Here is a 14,444-nt window from a genome sequence, read left to right as displayed (position 1 = left end):
AATTTATTAGTTTTTTTGTTTCGTGGAGGAAAAAATGAAAATTAAAGAGATAATTGTGGTAGAGGGCAAGGATGATACGACCGCCATTAAAAGGGCTGTCGATGCGGATACAATTGAAACAAACGGCTCTGCAGTAAATCAAGCCACCATCGAAAAAGTAAGGCGTGCCCAGGAAACACGGGGCGTGATCATTTTTACCGACCCGGATTTTCCGGGTGAAAAAATTAGAAAAACAATTGCAGAGAAAGTTCCGGGGTGCAAACACGCTTTTTTACCAAAAGAAGTAGCAATTGCTAGGAATGGGAAAGGGGTCGGTGTAGAACATGCCCATCCGAAGGCAATTATGGAAGCTCTAAAGGACGCTCAAATGATGCATGAAACCATTGCTGAAGAAATTACCCAAGAGGATTTAGTTACAGCTGGCCTAATTGGCGGCGAAGGTTCCAAGGACCGCCGAATCAAGCTTGGTAAACTTCTAAAAATTGGCTACACAAATGGGAAACAGTTACATAAGCGCTTAATGATGTTTCAAATCAGTAAGCAGGAATTCGCACAAGCACTATCCGTCGTGCTTCAGGAGGAAAAAAATGAATAAAGATATTGCGACCCCTGTTCGAACAAGGGCCATACTGGAGAAATACGGCTTTTCTTTTAAGAAGAGCCTGGGGCAAAACTTCTTAATTGATACAAATATTTTAAAAAAAATCGTTGAGTTTGCAAATTTGACTGAGGATTCAGGTGCAATTGAAATTGGCCCTGGTATTGGTGCCTTAACGGAACAGCTTGCCCGTAGCAGCAATAAGGTGGTTGCCTTTGAAATTGACCAGCGTTTGCTGCCTATCTTGAAAGAAACCCTGGGTCCATACTCCAACGTAAAAGTTATTCACCAGGATGTATTAAAGGCAGATGTGGAAAAGGTAATTGAGGAAGAATTCCCATCCATGAATGATCTCATGGTGGTTGCCAATTTGCCGTATTATGTAACAACACCGATTATTATGAAAATCCTTGAGGAGCAGCTGCCGATTCGTGGAATTGTTGTTATGCTCCAAAAGGAGGTAGCAGACCGAATTTCAGCATCTCCTGGTACAAAAGATTATGGCTCGCTCTCAATAGCGGTTCAGTATTATACGGAAGCGGAAACAGTAATGATTGTACCAAAAACTGTGTTTGTGCCTCAGCCTAATGTAGATTCTGCTGTGATTCGACTGACGAGGCGGAGTTCACCTGCAGTTGCGGTGAAAGATGAGGGATTCTTTTTTCAAGTAACCAAAGCAAGCTTTGCCCAAAGGAGAAAAACAATATTGAATAATTTAACCAGCCAGCTGCCTGAAGGCAAGTTGAAAAAAGAACAAATTCTTGAAGCGTTGTCTAGCTGCGAGATTGAACCCTCCAGAAGAGGTGAAACGCTATCGTTGGAAGAATTCGGACGGCTAAGCGATGCATTATTACCATATTTCAAGTAGAAGGCCTCTAAGGGGGTCTTTTTTTGTTTAGGTGTTATCGGGAACAAAACCAGCGGGAAATAAGACCAAGTGTCCCCAATACCACCTATCCCCTACTAGGTTCCGGAAGCCACTACTCCATTCCGTCACAAAACTGCCGTTTTTTGCATAGCCTATCAAAGGAACTTTATTTGGAAGGCCTTATTTGCTGGTCTTATTGGAGTGACAGCAATGGATTTAAAATTAATGGATGTTGTCGGCAGACAATCACATAATTGCGATATTCTCTTCAGAATTATCGATATTCGGGAAAACAATGGCAAAAAGATTGCCATTCTCTATGGGGAGGATTTCCGCTTAATTGCTGATGCGCCCTATTACGATCTAATCCCCATAAACCAAACGGACAGAATGAGGATGACACAGGAATTTCGTACCCTTGAAGAACAATCTTACCGGCTTTTTACACAAGATGTTGAATTATTGAAACACAGGCAGGAATATACGGCAACAGATGGATATGCCAAATCATTTAATTACTTTCAAATTCCCGGTAAGGTTCTTCATTTAGATGGCGATCCAAACTATTTAAAGAAATGTATGGACTTATACGATAAAATCGGTATTCCGGTTACGGGGATTCATTGTAATGAAAAAGAAATGCCTGAAAAAATTGGCCAATTTATCGATTATTACCGTCCAGACATTCTTGTCATCACAGGACATGATGCCTATTCAAAAGCAAAAGGAAAAATGAATGATATCAATGCATACCGCCATTCTAAACATTTTGCCCAGACTGTACGGGAGGCACGCAGAAAAATACCGCATTTAGATCAACTTGTTATTTTTGCAGGCGCTTGCCAATCCCATTTTGAATCGCTAATACATGCGGGGGCCAATTTTGCCAGCTCGCCTTCAAGAATTAATATTCATGCACTTGACCCTGTGTATATCGTGGCAAAAATCAGCTTCACTCCCTTTATGGAACGAATTAATGTCTGGGATGTGCTAAGAAATACATTGACGGGTGAGAAGGGATTAGGCGGAATTGAAACAAGGGGAGTTTTACGGACTGGAATGCCGTATAATCCAGTTCCTGAAGAATAAGAAAAAGCCTTTTTAACTCAAAAGGCTTTTTTTTATGATTGATACATATTCCAGGCAGGATAAGGAAACTATAGAAATGTTGAAATTTAGAAGAAAAAGTAGAAGAAAAAATGTTGACAATCTTTTTATCGTCCTGATATAATTTTATATTTTGTTTGACTAAATTGCGTTTGCGTGGTATACTTTTACATAGTGAGGTGGACCGAATGCCAAAAACCTTAGCCGATATTAAAAAGGCTCTTGACTCAAATTTAGGGAAAAGATTATTACTTAAGGCAAACGGAGGACGCAGAAAAACCATTGAGCGCTCCGGTGTTTTAGCGGAAACATACCCTTCAGTATTTGTCATTGAGTTGGATCAAGATGAAAATGCTTTTGAACGTGTTTCATACAGCTATGCAGATGTATTAACTGAGACCGTTCAAATCACCTTCTATGAAGATGCATCAGGACATTTAGCTTTAAGCTAACATATAAGCAATGGTGAGCGGTAAACAAAGGTTTACTGCTTTTTGCTTTCTCCGAAAATTTATATGGATGATTATAGCTAACATGAAAGATCCGAATTTTATACATACTAAACATACCGTGCGTGAAGAAAGGGGTTGTTTAGATGGGCAGAAGAAGAGGCATCATGTCCGATCGATTTAAAGAAGAGCTTGCAAAAGAGCTGGGCTTTTATGATGTAGTTCAAAAAGAAGGCTGGGGTGGCATAAAGGCTCGTGATGCGGGAAATATGGTGAAACGTGCCATCGAGCTTGCCGAACAACAGCTGATAAACAAACGGTAACGAATTGCGAGTTAAAACCCAGAAATCGATATCTTTCTGAAGTCAGTTTAAACCGATAATTCACCACGGTCAGGCCAGGGACGGAAACTCCCTGGTCTTTTTCAGCCAAGCGATTGGAACGAAAATATTTTATTTAGCAGGATTATTTATCTATCACGTCTTACATTGTCCGTTTTGTGGTAAAATAGGACAAAATATGGAACTGTCAATATTTAAAGTAGGTGGACGTTGTGAAGCTTTTAGTAAAAGCACCGGCCAAAATAAATTTATCATTAGATGTTTTGTATAAACGTCCTGATGGATATCATGAAGTTGAAATGATTATGACAACGATTGATTTGGCCGATCGAGTTGAGCTAAGTTTATTAAATCAAGATACCATACATATTCTTTCCCATAACCGCTATGTTCCGGACGACCAGCGAAATTTAGCCTATCAGGCTGCACAGCTGTTAAAGGATCGTTTCCAAGTTAAAAAAGGGGTTGTGATCTCGATTGAAAAGACCATCCCGGTTGCTGCCGGTCTTGCCGGTGGCAGCAGTGATGCCGCTGCGACATTAAGGGGGTTAAATCAGTTATGGAATCTTGGATTAACATTGGATGAGCTGGCTGAACTCGGTTCTGAAATTGGATCAGATGTTTCCTTTTGTGTATATGGCGGAACAGCATTAGCGAAGGGCAGAGGTGAATTTATCACCAATTTGCCGGCTCCTCCCACATGCTGGGTGATTTTAGCAAAGCCTTTTATTGGTGTATCTACGGCTGAGGTTTATAGGCGTCTTGACTTAAATGGGATGAAACACCCGAACACTAGCGGCATGATTGAAGCAATCCAAAATAATGATTACGGGCAGGTATGTCAAAATGTGGGGAACGTTTTAGAAGATGTCACATTAAACCTTCATCCCGAAGTAGCCCTTATCAAGGATCAAATGAAACGCTTTGGTGCTGATGCTGTGTTAATGAGCGGCAGCGGTCCGACAGTATTTGGTTTGGTTCAGCATGATTCGAGAATGCATCGAATCTATAACGGCTTAAGGGGATTTTGTGACCAAGTTTTTGCGGTAAGGATGTTAGGAGAACGCCATACCCTTGAGCTATAAGAATTTATATCTTTGGACTGTAAGCCTTCTCGGAGCTGACCACTAAGGAAAGCTTCTTAGAATAACATCCCAGGAATAAGCTGTGCTTGTTCCGAAGGCGCTTGCGCTTTTCTTGATTAAATGCGTACATTAATGATATATTTTTATTAGAATTTTCGTCTTTTGGAGGTTATTATGAAGTTTCGTCGAAGTGAACGGTTGATTGATATGACGAATTATTTACTGGACCATCCTCGCCAGCTAGTACCTCTGACATTCTTCGCCGAACGATACGAATCCGCTAAATCTTCGATTAGTGAAGATTTGGCAATCGTTAAAGAAACATTTGAGCAACAAGGAATTGGAACGTTACAGACGGTACCGGGTGCAGCTGGAGGCGTTAAATTCTTAGTTCAGATTAGCGAAGAAAAAGCGAGGCCTTTTGTTAAAGAACTTTGCGATTTAATTGCCACCCCGGATCGGCTTTTACCAGGGGGCTATTTATATCTGACGGATATTTTAGGGGATCCTCAGATTGTGCAGAAGGCTGGAAGGATTATCGCATCCGCATATTCGGAAGCAAAAATTGATGTTGTTATGACTGTGGCAACAAAAGGGATTCCACTCGCGTATGCAGTAGCAAGCCAATTAAATGCCCCTGTGGTGATTGTCAGAAGGGACAGCAAAGTGACGGAAGGCCCAACTGTAAGCATTAATTATGTTTCCGGCTCGACCAAAAGAATCCAAACAATGGTCCTTTCCAAACGGAGCTTAACGGAAGGCTCCCGGGTCTTAATTGTCGATGATTTTATGAAGGCCGGCGGCACGGTAATAGGTATGATTAGTTTATTAGAGGAATTTAATGGAACAGTTGCGGGGATTGCTGTTTTAGTTGAGGCGGAAAAGATTGAAGAGCGCCTTGTAGACAATTATTTATCACTTGTACAATTATCGGATGTAGATTTAAAGGAAAAAAAGATAAATGTTAAAGAAGGTAATTTTTTTACATTGAATCAATAGGAGGAGTTACATATGGAAATCGTTCAAACCAATCTAGCACCTGCTGCAATTGGCCCTTATTCTCAAGGAATTGTTGTAAATAATTTGTTTTATAGCTCTGGTCAAATTCCATTAACAGCGGAAGGTACTTTAGTTGAAGGAGATATTAAGGTACAGACCCATCAAGTATTCAAAAATTTAAAAGCCGTGTTGGAAGCTGCCGGCGCTTCTTTAGAAACAGTTGTGAAGGCTACCGTATTTATTAAAAATATGGATGAATTTGCCCAGCTTAATGAAGTTTATGGGGAGTATTTCAATACCCATAAGCCTGCACGTTCTTGCGTCGAAGTTGCAAGACTACCAAAAGATGTATTGGTTGAAATTGAAGTAGTAGCGCTCGTTAAATAATCGAGCGCTTTTTTTATAAGGAAAAATAATCTTTTTTGTCTTAAAGTGTAAGAAAATTACCGTTTTTTACAAATGTTCACTTTTTTGCCCTAATTTTTCTAAAAAATTTTAAAATTTAAGAAGGAAAACCAAGATTTCTGTTGAATTTATTAATCTAGCTTTTTATCTAGAAGAAAAGGGTGTGAGCACATGGAAGTAACTGACGTAAGATTACGCCGCGTTAATACGGATGGAAGAATGAGAGCGATTGCATCAATCACATTGGACAATGAATTTGTCGTTCATGACATTCGTGTTATCGATGGAAACAACGGTTTATTTGTAGCTATGCCAAGTAAACGTACTCCAGACGGAGAATTTCGTGACATTGCGCATCCAATCAATTCGGGAACACGCGGAAAAATCCAAGAAGCTGTTTTGGCAGAGTACCACCGCCTAGGTGAATTGGAAGTAGAATTTGAAGAAGCCGGAGCTTCCTAAGGATTAAAACAACTAGGGCCTTTCTTCCATGAAGGCTCTTTTTATTTTTGACTTTGTTAAAGGGCACTGTTGATTTTTGCCCATGTTGATTGAAGAGTAAATCAACAGACAAGTTTAACAATCTTTTATTTTTAAATTCCCTATAAAAAATCCCTCTACCAATCCTTTCAATTTACTCCAAAAACAAAAAGATAACACTTTCAGAACATTCCTTGAAAAGGCAGGCAATATACGTTAATATTTTTAATGGATAAAAAGGTAAATTGGAGGCATGTTCATGTCTAATCGTTATGCTGTGATTTTAGCCGCCGGGCAAGGAACGCGGATGAAATCAAAGCTTTATAAAGTGCTGCACCCGGTGTGTGGAAAGCCAATGGTTCAGCATGTTGTGGATCAAATAACAAAACTGGATATAGAAGAAATCGTCACAATTATCGGGCACGGAGCCGAGATGGTGAAGGCCCAATTAGGCGAAAAAAGCCTATATGCACTTCAAGAAGAACAGCTTGGAACAGCACATGCTGTAAGGCAGGCTGAAGAAATGCTTGCTGGTAGAAAAGGAACAACAATTGTAGTCTGCGGCGATACTCCATTAATCCAGGCTGAAACAATGGAAGCCTTATTTAATCATCATCAAGAACTATCCGCAAAGGCGACCATTCTTACAGCGAGTATTGAAGACCCGACTGGTTATGGCCGAATTATTCGCAATGAAAGCGGATTGGTTGAAAAAATTGTTGAACATAAAGATGCCACAGAAGCTGAGCGAGCAATCAATGAAATCAATACAGGGACGTATTGTTTTGACAATGAAGCTCTTTTTGAAGCATTAACAAAGGTTTCAAATGATAATGTTCAAGGGGAATACTATTTACCGGATATTATTGAGATTCTAAAGAAACAAGGAGAAATTGTTACCGCCTTCCAAACGAGGGAATTTGAGGAAACGATTGGTGTGAACGATAGAGTTGCGCTTAGCACAGCAGAGCGAATCATGCGAAATCGGATCAATGAAGGTCATATGCGTGGTGGTGTAACGATCATAGACCCAAATAATACGTATATTGAAATAGATGTACAAATTGGCCAGGACACAGTCATTTATCCGGGAACTATTTTAAAGGGTAAAACGATTATTGGTTCTGACTGCCAAATAGGTCCAAATTCAGAAATTGACACTTGTGAAATCGGAAATGAAACCGTCATCCGCCAATCAGCCGCTTTTAAAAGTTCAATTGGCGCGCATGTGAATATTGGACCATTTGCCCATATCCGACCGGATTCTGCGATTGGCGATGAAGTGAAGATTGGCAACTTTGTTGAAATTAAAAAGGCTGTATTCGGAAAAGGCAGCAAAGCTTCTCATTTAAGTTATATCGGGGATGCAGAAGTGGGCAATAATGTAAATATTGGCTGCGGTTCAATCACCGTTAACTATGATGGCAAAAATAAATATTTAACCAAAATCGAAGATGATGTCTTTGTTGGTTGTAATTCAAATCTAGTTGCCCCAGTTACAGTTGGCAAGGGTGCTTATATTGCTGCAGGGTCCACTATTACAAAGGATGTACCTGGCGAGGCATTGTCGATTGCCCGTGCAAAGCAAGTCAATAAGGAGAACTACGTTCAAAAGCTTAACTTAAATAAATAAGCGAAGATAATGGAGGCCCATCATGTCAAATCAATATTTAGATCCAAATTTAAAGGTATTTAGTTTAAATTCTAATCTTCCTTTAGCAAGAGAAATTGCAAAGGTAATCGGTGTCGAACTTGGAAAATGTTCCGTAACCAGATTTAGTGACGGAGAAATTCAAATTAATATTGAAGAAAGTATCCGCGGCTGTGATGTGTACGTAATCCAGTCAACGAGCAATCCGATTAATGAGAATCTTATGGAACTCTTAATCATGATTGACGCTTTAAAAAGAGCATCCGCGAAAACAATTAATATTGTTATGCCTTACTATGGGTATGCCCGTCAAGACCGTAAAGCACGTGCCCGTGAGCCGATTACTGCCAAGCTGGTAGCGAATCTGCTTGAAACAGCCGGAGCAACCCGTGTGATCTGTCTTGATTTACATGCACCGCAAATTCAAGGATTCTTTGATATTCCAATTGACCATCTAATGGGTGTTCCAATTTTATCAGAATACTTTAAGAATAAAGAGTTAAACGGTGATATTGTCGTCGTTTCTCCAGACCATGGGGGAGTTACACGCGCAAGAAAAATGGCAGAGCGCCTAAAAGCTCCGATTGCTATAATTGATAAACGCCGTCCGCGGCCTAATGTTGCTGAGGTTATGAACATCGTTGGTAATATTGATGGAAAAGTGGCCATTCTGATCGATGATATTATAGATACAGCAGGAACGATTACCCTTGCTGCCAATGCATTAGTGGAAAACGGTGCACTAGAGGTTTATGCCAGCTGTACACACCCAGTTTTAAGCGGTCCGGCAATTGAAAGAATTCAAAATTCAAAAATTAAAGAATTAGTCGTTACCAATTCAATCGAGCTTCCGGAAGATAAGAAGATTGATAAAATCATACATCTTTCTGTAGCTCCGTTAATCGGTGAAGCCATTATCCGTGTACATGAAGAGCAATCTGTAAGTACATTATTCGATTGATAGGTGCAAGAAAGCACCCGAATTTTGCCGAATTAAAATGTTTAGACCTTCCTATTTTTGGGCAATTTTATATAGAGGTTTGAACTTAAATAGGAAGGTGACTTTTCATGAGTACTGTTTTACAAGCAAAAGAACGTAGTGAATTCCGCCATTCTGCTTTAAAGAAAATTCGGGATAATGGAAATATTCCAGCCGTTGTTTATGGAGCAAAGGTTGAAAGTAAGCCTGTTTATATTAGTTCTGCCGATTTAACGAAAACTATTCGTTCTGTAGGCAGAAATGGTGTATTTTCTCTTGATGTCAGCGGCGACCAGCATGATGTAGTTTTAAAGGATTATCAAGAAGATTGCATAAAAAAGGAAATCACACATGTTGATTTTTTAGCAGTTGATAAGACTTCTAAAATCAATTTATCAGTCAGACTTGTGCTTACGGGTGAAGCGGAGGGTGTGAAGGATGGAGGCGTTCTGCAGCAGCCTGTGCATGAATTGTCAATCACAGCTACTCCGGATAATATTCCTGAGCAGATAGAAGCAGATGTCACAAATCTAAAGGTTGGCGAAAATGTGACCATTGCAGATATCCTTTATCAAGGGAAATTTACAATTAATCATGATGCGGAAGAAGTGGTCGCATCGATCCTTCCTCCTAAACAGGAAGAAGAAATTAATGCAGGTGAACAGCAAGAAGGCGGTCATCCTGATAAAGAAGAAGGAAGAGAAACGGAACCAATTGGAAATTAAAATAGGATTAGACGTAACCTGAACGAAGGTTACGTCTTTTGCAGTTTTTAAAATTGGAGAGGAATGTATGTTTCGAAAATTTTTTAGAAGGTGGTCTGGACCGAAAGAGGTGGGAAAAGTGAAAATAATGGTAGGGTTAGGAAATCCGGGGAAACAATATGAACATACGAGGCACAATGTTGGCTTTGATGTGATTGAAGAGCTTTCGCGCAGGTTCAATATCCCATTGGATCAATCAAAGTTAAAAGGCTTATACGGAATTGGATTCTATAAAGGAGAAAAGATTCTATTATTAAAACCCCTTACATATATGAATTTATCCGGAGAATCAATTCGTGCCGTAATGGACTATTATGACATCGAGCTGGAGGACCTTTTAGTCATTTATGATGACCTTGATTTACCTGTTGGAAAAATTCGACTCCGTCAAAAGGGAAGTGCAGGCGGTCATAATGGCATTAAGTCTACGGCGGCACATATAGGCACCCAACAGTTTAACAGAATTCGAATCGGGATTGACCGGCCGCAAAATGGAATGAGTGTCCCTGATTATGTTTTAGGGAAATTTCACAAAGATGAGCAGCCACAGATCCAAGAGGTTGTACAAAAAAGTGCCGATGCATGTGAAGCATGGCTTGATAAACCATTTATACAAGTAATGAATGATTTTAATCAGTAAATGTTCATGAGATAGGCTATTCTTTCATAAAATAAGCGTACATCCCATAATGGGGGTTCTGCCGTTTTTTAATGAATAAATTCCCCTTTATTCGGTTAATACTAATATTGATTCATAGAATAGGGAGGGACAGGCGTGGCCATCCATTATCATTGCAGACATTGTGGTACAAAAATAGGTTCTATTGAACAATCATCTATACACAGTGATACACTTGGTCTTCATAAGTTAACTGAACAGGAAAGACAGGAAATGGTTGCGTACGATCCAGCTGGGGATATTCACATCACTTCGATTTGTGAAGACTGCCAGGAAGCTTTGGAACGGACCCCAGAGTACCATCAATACGATTTTCTTATTCATTAACTGGCTTTGGATGTACTCCAAAGCATTTTTCTGTTTTGCAAATTTAAATTTTTTATTATATATGAAATTTGTATACTGTCTAGCTCCAGCGCTTGTGGGGCGCTTCCGCTTTTCGGTTGGAGAGGAGGATTAGGTTGAACAGTTTAACATCATTATTTCTTCGGCAGGAAGATATCCATTCTGTTATTTCCGGAATGGAAGGGGGTCTAAAAGAACAGTTAATTGCCGGTTTATCGGGATCGTCGAGAACAGTCTTTGCTGCAGCAATTTATGAGCAAATGAAAAGACCAATCCTATTTGTTACGTATAATTTGCTACAAGCACAAAAGCTATACGATGACCTTGTCAATCTAGTAAATGAAAGGGATGTCTTTCTATTCCCGGCAAATGAACTGATCGCCGCTGAAATGAGTATTGCAAGTCCGGAATTAAAGGCTCAAAGAATTGAAGCTTTAAACCATTGGAGTAAAAATAGCCATGGTATCTTAATTGTCCCTATTTCCGGCTTAAGAAAAATTATTCCCCCGAAGGCTATGTGGAAAAACTATCAGCTTTCCTTAAAATTGGGGGAAGATTTAGATATAGAGAGAACGCTTTCGACTCTTGTTGAGATGGGGTATGCCAGAGAAGAAATGGTCTCTACTCCCGGTGAATTCAGTGTTCGTGGCGGGATTATTGATATTTATCCATTAACCGAGTCTAATCCAATTCGGATTGAACTTTTTGATACGGAAATTGATTCCATTCGATATTTCTCCCTTGAGGATCAACGTTCCAAGGAAAAGATTTCAGAAATTCTGATTGGTCCTGCAACAGAAATACTGCTTGATAATGAAAATTACAGCCGAATCGTTGAGAGATTGGAAGAAGGTTTGGCAAAGAGCTTAAAAAAATTTAAGAATGAAAATGCTAAAATCCAGCTTGCACAGAATATTGGTTATGAATTGGAAATGCTGAAAAATCGACAAAAGCCTGACCAAATCTATAAATACCTATCCCTTGCCTATGAAAATGCTGGTAGTTTACTAGACTATCTTCCATATAATGGGTTAGTGTTTATTGACGAAATTAGCAGGGTTCATGAAATGAATGAGTCGCTGATCAAAGAAGAAGCGGACTGGTATACATCCCTATTAGGCGAAGGACAGATTGTTCATGATTTGACGATTTCACATGATCTTCATGGGCTTTTACAAAAAAAGAATTTTCCAGTTCTTTATATGTCCTTATTTCTTCGTCATGTGGCAAATACGAGCCCGCAAAATATTATTAATGTTTCTTGTAAGCCGATGCAAAACTTCCATGGACAAATGCATTTGCTTAAAGCTGAAGTGGATCGTTGGAAAAAAGGCCACTACTCCGTACTAGTACTTGGGCCAGATACAGAACGGGTAAATAAACTAGAGCGAGTTTTAGAGGATTATGAGATTGAATCTTCTCTTTTAGCTGAAGGACAAGAGCCGCTACCGGGAAAAGTTCAAATTATGAAAGGAAATCTCCAAACCGGATTTGAACTTTCTATTCAAAAGATTGCCGTGATTACCGAGGAAGAATTATTTAATAAACGAGTGAAAAAATCTACCAGCCGGCAAAAGCTATCGAATGCCGAAAGAATTAAAAGCTATTCCGAGCTCCGGATTGGTGATTATGTTGTTCATGTCAATCATGGAATTGGAAAATATATTGGCATTGAAACACTTGTTATCAATGGAATTCATAAAGATTATCTACATATTCGTTATCAAGGGACAGATAAACTGTATGTTCCTGTAGAACAGATTGATTTAATTCAGAAATATGTAGGTTCAGAGGGAAAAGAGCCGAAAATCTATAAGCTCGGCGGCAGTGATTGGAAAAAGGTGAAAAAGAAAGTACAGTCATCTGTTCAAGATATTGCGGATGATTTAATTAAGCTGTATGCTGAACGCGAAGCAGCCGTTGGTTATGCCTTTTCTCCTGATGGAGACTTGCAAAGAGAATTCGAATCAGCCTTTGCCTATCAGGAAACAGAAGACCAGTTAAGGTCGATTCGCGAGATTAAAAAAGATATGGAAAAAACGCGTCCAATGGATCGGCTCCTTTGCGGGGATGTTGGTTATGGAAAAACAGAGGTGGCTATCCGTTCTGCTTTTAAAGCAATTTCGGACGGCAAACAGGTTGCCTTTCTTGTACCAACAACCATTCTGGCCCAGCAACATTTTCAGACATTAAGTGAAAGATTTCAGGACTTTCCTATTAATATTGGTTTGTTAAGCCGCTTCCGTTCTAAAAAGCAGCAAACGGAAACCACAAAAGGACTGAAGGCAGGAACGGTTGATATTGTCGTTGGGACACACCGTCTCTTGTCAAAGGATGTTGTCTATCGTGACTTAGGGCTATTAATTATTGATGAAGAACAAAGGTTTGGGGTTACCCATAAGGAAAAGATTAAGCGGTTAAAAACAAATGTCGATGTTTTAACGTTAACGGCAACGCCAATCCCAAGGACTCTTCATATGTCGATGCTTGGGGTTCGGGATCTGTCGGTAATCGAAACACCGCCTGAAAACCGTTTTCCAGTGCAAACCTATGTAATGGAGTACAACGGATCGCTTGTCAGGGAAGCGATTGAACGGGAGCTTGCTCGTGACGGACAAGTTTACTTTTTATACAACCGGGTAGAGGATATAGAACGAAAGGCAGAGGAAATCTCTATGCTTGTACCGGATGCCCGGGTAACGTTCGCCCATGGACAGATGACGGAAAATGAGTTAGAGTCCGTGATGTTAAGCTTTTTATCAGGTGAATTCGATGTGCTGGTCAGCACAACCATCATTGAAACGGGTGTGGATATCCCGAATGTCAATACATTAATCGTCTTTGATGGGGATCGAATGGGGCTATCTCAGCTTTATCAGCTGCGTGGCCGGGTTGGAAGATCGAATCGTGTTGCCTATGCGTATTTTACGTACCGAAAAGATAAAGTCCTTACAGAGGTTGCCGAAAAACGCCTACAGGCGATTAAGGAATTTACGGAGCTCGGCTCCGGATTTAAGATTGCGATGCGAGACTTATCCATCAGGGGGGCCGGTAATCTGTTAGGTGCACAGCAGCATGGATTTATTGATTCAGTCGGATTTGATTTGTACTCGCAAATGTTGAAAGAAGCGATTGAAGAGAAAAGAGGCGACCTTAGGGAAGCTGAAAGTAAGACGGTTGAAATTGATCTGGAAATTGATGCGTATATTCCGGATTCCTACATTAAAGATGGACACCAAAAGATTGAAATGTACAAACGCTTTAGAGGCATTCAGGCATTAGAGGATATTGAGGAGCTTCAAGAGGAAATGATGGACCGTTTTGGTGAATATCCAAATGAAGTAGCATATCTTTTCCAAATTGCCGAAATGAAGGTTTATGCCCTTTTTAATGGGGTTGAACAAATAAAACAAGTGAAACAAGAAGTGACAATTTTAGTGAATGAAAAAGTAAGCAGCATTATTGACGGTCATAAGCTGTTTAAAATCAGCAGTCAGTTTGGAAGAATGGTCACTCCTGGAATGGAGGGCAGTAAATTAAAAATGACGCTCAATGTAAAAGGGATTGAAATAGCCAAATGGCTTCAAGTTGCTTTTGAAATGATTAAGGGACTCGAATCATCGAAAAAAGGGGAAGAAAATCCAGTAACATAATCCAAATTCACACATTTGTTAAAAAATATTACGTTTGTGTA

15 protein-coding genes are annotated in these 14,444 nt (G+C 39.8%); all 15 read left to right on the top strand.

Features of this window, described 5'->3' with window-relative positions:
• Positions 1 to 34 precede the first annotated feature (34 nt).
• The 15 genes from rnmV to mfd all read left to right on the top strand — a co-directional run bounded on the left by rnmV (position 35) and on the right by mfd (position 14,403).
• On the top strand, positions 35 to 595 hold the full coding sequence (gene rnmV / locus BIV60_RS03125; RefSeq protein ID WP_071354258.1) for a ribonuclease M5: 561 nt from the start codon (positions 35 to 37) through the stop codon (positions 593 to 595).
• Entirely contained in the window at positions 588 to 1,466 is an 879-nt protein-coding gene (rsmA, locus tag BIV60_RS03120) for a 16S rRNA (adenine(1518)-N(6)/adenine(1519)-N(6))-dimethyltransferase RsmA (RefSeq protein WP_071354257.1), read from the top strand. The genes rnmV and rsmA overlap by 8 nt, the downstream gene beginning before the upstream one ends.
• A 210-nt stretch (positions 1,467 to 1,676) precedes the next feature.
• Positions 1,677 to 2,555: a sporulation peptidase YabG gene (gene yabG / locus BIV60_RS03115; RefSeq protein WP_071354256.1), complete on the top strand. Its 879-nt coding sequence runs from the start codon at positions 1,677 to 1,679 to the stop codon at positions 2,553 to 2,555.
• 206 nt (positions 2,556 to 2,761) lie between these two features.
• On the top strand, positions 2,762 to 3,025 hold the full coding sequence (gene veg, locus BIV60_RS03110; RefSeq protein ID WP_071354255.1) for a biofilm formation stimulator Veg: 264 nt from the start codon (positions 2,762 to 2,764) through the stop codon (positions 3,023 to 3,025).
• Positions 3,026 to 3,168: 143 nt separating this feature from the next.
• On the top strand, positions 3,169 to 3,345 hold the full coding sequence (locus BIV60_RS03105) for a small, acid-soluble spore protein, alpha/beta type (protein ID WP_071354254.1): 177 nt from the start codon (positions 3,169 to 3,171) through the stop codon (positions 3,343 to 3,345).
• Between the two features lie 230 nt (positions 3,346 to 3,575).
• Positions 3,576 to 4,448, top strand: a complete 873-nt coding sequence (gene ispE, locus BIV60_RS03100) for a 4-(cytidine 5'-diphospho)-2-C-methyl-D-erythritol kinase (protein ID WP_071354253.1) — start codon at positions 3,576 to 3,578, stop codon at positions 4,446 to 4,448.
• Between the two features lie 174 nt (positions 4,449 to 4,622).
• Positions 4,623 to 5,447 (top strand): pur operon repressor, encoded by an 825-nt coding sequence (gene purR, locus BIV60_RS03095; protein ID WP_071354252.1) that lies wholly within the window; start codon positions 4,623 to 4,625, stop codon positions 5,445 to 5,447.
• Positions 5,448 to 5,459: 12 nt separating this feature from the next.
• Complete coding sequence (gene ridA / locus BIV60_RS03090; protein ID WP_071354251.1) at positions 5,460 to 5,834, top strand: 2-iminobutanoate/2-iminopropanoate deaminase; 375 nt, start codon at positions 5,460 to 5,462, stop codon at positions 5,832 to 5,834.
• A 189-nt stretch (positions 5,835 to 6,023) separates the two neighbouring features.
• Positions 6,024 to 6,314: a septation regulator SpoVG gene (spoVG, locus tag BIV60_RS03085; protein WP_003347151.1), complete on the top strand. Its 291-nt coding sequence runs from the start codon at positions 6,024 to 6,026 to the stop codon at positions 6,312 to 6,314.
• 277 nt (positions 6,315 to 6,591) lie between these two features.
• The gene (gene glmU, locus BIV60_RS03080) at positions 6,592 to 7,965 is read left to right on the top strand and encodes a bifunctional UDP-N-acetylglucosamine diphosphorylase/glucosamine-1-phosphate N-acetyltransferase GlmU (RefSeq protein WP_071354250.1); all 1,374 of its coding nucleotides are present in this window, start codon (positions 6,592 to 6,594) and stop codon (positions 7,963 to 7,965) included.
• A 22-nt stretch (positions 7,966 to 7,987) separates the two neighbouring features.
• Entirely contained in the window at positions 7,988 to 8,944 is a 957-nt protein-coding gene (locus tag BIV60_RS03075; RefSeq protein ID WP_071354249.1) for a ribose-phosphate diphosphokinase, read from the top strand.
• 107 nt (positions 8,945 to 9,051) lie between these two features.
• Complete coding sequence (locus tag BIV60_RS03070; RefSeq protein ID WP_071354248.1) at positions 9,052 to 9,687, top strand: 50S ribosomal protein L25/general stress protein Ctc; 636 nt, start codon at positions 9,052 to 9,054, stop codon at positions 9,685 to 9,687.
• Positions 9,688 to 9,805: 118 nt separating this feature from the next.
• Positions 9,806 to 10,366: an aminoacyl-tRNA hydrolase gene (gene pth / locus BIV60_RS03065; RefSeq protein ID WP_071354274.1), complete on the top strand. Its 561-nt coding sequence runs from the start codon at positions 9,806 to 9,808 to the stop codon at positions 10,364 to 10,366.
• A gap of 135 nt (positions 10,367 to 10,501) precedes the next feature.
• Positions 10,502 to 10,732 carry an anti-sigma-F factor Fin gene (fin, locus tag BIV60_RS03060; RefSeq protein ID WP_071354247.1) on the top strand — a complete coding sequence of 77 codons (231 nt, stop codon included), beginning with the start codon at positions 10,502 to 10,504 and terminating at the stop codon, positions 10,730 to 10,732.
• 194 nt (positions 10,733 to 10,926) lie between these two features.
• Positions 10,927 to 14,403, top strand: coding sequence for a transcription-repair coupling factor (mfd, locus tag BIV60_RS03055; protein WP_071354273.1), 3,477 nt, complete (start codon positions 10,927 to 10,929; stop codon positions 14,401 to 14,403).
• The last annotated feature ends 41 nt before the right edge of the window (positions 14,404 to 14,444 follow it).

The organism is Bacillus sp. MUM 116, assembly GCF_001866655.1.
Lineage (GTDB): Bacteria > Bacillota > Bacilli > Bacillales > Cytobacillaceae > Neobacillus.
This window is presented reverse-complemented; position numbering and strand designations above follow the sequence as displayed.